This is a genomic window from Mesorhizobium sp. M7A.F.Ca.CA.001.08.2.1 (assembly GCF_003998455.1).
GTDB classification, from domain to species: Bacteria; Pseudomonadota; Alphaproteobacteria; order Rhizobiales; family Rhizobiaceae; genus Mesorhizobium; species Mesorhizobium ciceri.
In genome coordinates this window covers 1-2,243 of sequence record NZ_RZPW01000911.1, presented here as the reverse complement: position 1 = coordinate 2,243, position 2,243 = coordinate 1, and the positions used below count along the sequence as shown (strand labels likewise).

The following is a 2,243-nucleotide window of genomic DNA, read 5'->3' as shown; positions in this document are numbered from 1 at the left end:
CCGACAGGAAGGCGGCGCGGGTGAGGCTGCCGCTGTGATCGCGATAGCGAGCGAGCATGAGCGCGCACGACAGGTTGACGAGGATCGCGCCAGCCGCTGTGAGCGTTAGCGGAACGGGAGCTGGCGGAATTGGAATGTTGAATTTCTCCCAGGCTGTCCAAAGGGTCGCCAATGCGGGGATCAGAAGTATCCCGGCCAGCGCCATTCCGAGCCGCGCTCGATTGCGGACGGTCCAGCCCAACGCGACCATGATCAGGAGATTGACGGATGCGTCCTCCAGAAAATCGATGCTGTCCGCGAACAGCGATACCGATCCGATCCAAACGGCTACGGCAAATTCGATCCCGAAATAGGCCAGGTTCAGGATGGCCACCATCCGCACCGCTTTGTTCAGCGTCCCGGTCATAGTTTGCCCATCGATCAGCTGCCGTTGGCACAAAGCATATAGCGATTCTATGCCCTGCGGGCGCGAGGACCAGAACCTTGTCGCCATGCGAGACACTGTCGATCGAGCGGTCGCCTTGACATCGCCGCGCTTCCTGTTCCAACTTGGCGCCATGTTCGTTTTCGCGCCAGCCATCACCAAGCGACGTCGCCCCTGCACAGTGCGGAGCGGCAAGCTGATTGCGCGACGACAAAGACCGGCAGGATAGACCCGGTTCTTTCGTTTCCAGCCCCGCCCGCGAAACCGCCGGCGGGATTTTTCATGTCTGGAGCAGTTTGATGACCAACAATTCTTCCATCCGGCTTCGGCCGGCCGCGCCCGCTGACGCCGCCGCGATCCGGGATATCGTGCGCGCCGCCTATGCCAAATGGGTAGCGGTGATCGGCCGCGAGCCTCTGCCGATGCGCGCCGACTACGAGAAGGCTGTTGCCGAGCATCCGTTCGATCTCGCCGTCGAGGATGATCGGATCGTGGGAATGATTGAAACCATGCTGGCCGAGGATCACCTGTGGATCGAGAATGTCTGTGTCGCACCGGATGCGCAGGGCAGGGGGATTGGCCGGCTGTTGCTGGAGTGGGCCGAGCGCAAGGCGATCGAGTCGGGCCGCGACGAGCTTCGCCTGCTGACCAATGGCGCGTTCGAGGCGAACGTATCGCTCTACAAGAGGCAGGGCTATATCGTGGATCGGGACGAGCCGTTCATGGGCGGCATGACGGTCTATATGAGCAAGAGGCTAGCGGGATCACCGGCGATCTGAGGAAGGATTTCGATAATGGCTGCCAAGGTCAGGCTTAAGCAACTCCCGGGGTCTTACGCGGTTTCCCGGCTGGCGGCGGGCGAAACCATTCCCGGTTGGGCGGACGGACCAGGCTTCGTCAGCATCACAAGGACCGACGACGAGTTTTCGATCGTTTGCCTGCAGGACCGCGTGCCGCATGCCGTCAAGCAGGATATCGACTGGGTGGCCTTCAAGCTCCTGGGCCCGTTCGCCTTCGACGAAACCGGTATCGTGCTGTCGGTCATCAGGCCGTTGTCGGAAAACGGGTTGGGCATCTTCGTGGTGTCCACTTTCGATGGCGACCATCTCCTGGTGAAAGCCACGGATCAGGCCGCGGCGAGGCGGTTTCTGGTCGAGGCCGGGCATACCTTGCTGTAGTCCATCCTCACCAAGCCGGTTGCTGCCCAACCGCTCTGGCTCAATCACTGCCGCACTGGCTCAACCACTTCGGGGGTTGTGTTTGACAGCGGCGTTTGTGCATCGTTATCTCCAGCCAGATATGACGGCCCGGCGCGACCATGCGGCCAAGGAGAAAACCATGTCACACAATCTGCAGTTCTACATCGATGGCGCGTGGGTCGATCCTGTTGTGCCCAACACATTGGACGTCATCGATCCCTCGAATGAGGACGCTTTTGCGCAGATTTCGCTCGGCTCAAAGGCCGATGTCGACAAGGCGGTGGCTGCCGCCAAGCGCGCCTTCAACAGCTTTGGTTTCACCGAAGTTAGCGAGCGGCTCGACCTGTTGAATCGCATCATCGCGGTCTACAAGAAGCGCAGTGGCGATCTTGCGGTTGCCGTGTCGCGCGAGATGGGCGCGCCGCGCCAGATGGCGTTGGACAGCCAGGTCGGCATTGGGCTGGCGCATCTGACCAAAATGGCCGAGACGCTGAAGGCTTTCGAATTCCGCCACGTGAAGGGCAATCATCTCGTGGTCAAGGAGCCGATCGGTGTCGTCGGGCTGATCACGCCGTGGAACTGGCCGCTCAACCAGATCACCTGCAAGGTGGGTCCGGCGC

At 61.1% G+C, this 2,243-nt stretch carries 4 protein-coding genes; 3 read left to right on the top strand and 1 reads right to left on the bottom strand.

Annotated elements, in window-relative coordinates; all coding sequences use genetic code 11:
- Positions 1-406, bottom strand: a 406-nt coding sequence (locus tag EN914_RS32800) for a cation transporter (protein ID WP_164779091.1), incomplete at its 3' end; no start/stop codon positions are given.
- Between the two features lie 317 nt (positions 407-723).
- On the opposite strand from EN914_RS32800, the gene EN914_RS32795 reads away from it, so the two are divergent.
- From EN914_RS32795 to EN914_RS32785, 3 genes are all read left to right on the top strand, one after another.
- Entirely contained in the window at positions 724-1,203 is a 480-nt protein-coding gene (locus EN914_RS32795) for an N-acetyltransferase (RefSeq protein ID WP_024501788.1), read from the top strand.
- A gap of 15 nt (positions 1,204-1,218) precedes the next feature.
- Positions 1,219-1,602 (top strand): ACT domain-containing protein, encoded by a 384-nt coding sequence (locus EN914_RS32790; RefSeq protein WP_024501787.1) that lies wholly within the window; start codon positions 1,219-1,221, stop codon positions 1,600-1,602.
- A gap of 160 nt (positions 1,603-1,762) precedes the next feature.
- A partial coding sequence (locus tag EN914_RS32785) for an aldehyde dehydrogenase family protein (RefSeq protein ID WP_127218917.1) occupies positions 1,763-2,243 on the top strand: 481 nt, incomplete at its 3' end.

Bases quoted from the DNA above. Each gene is read 5' to 3' on its own strand.
- EN914_RS32795 (WP_024501788.1), top strand. From the start codon at position 724: ATGACCAACAATTCTTCCATCCGGCTTCGGCCGGCCGCGCCCGCTGAC.
- EN914_RS32790 (WP_024501787.1), top strand. From the start codon at position 1,219: ATGGCTGCCAAGGTCAGGCTTAAGCAACTCCCGGGGTCTTACGCGGTT.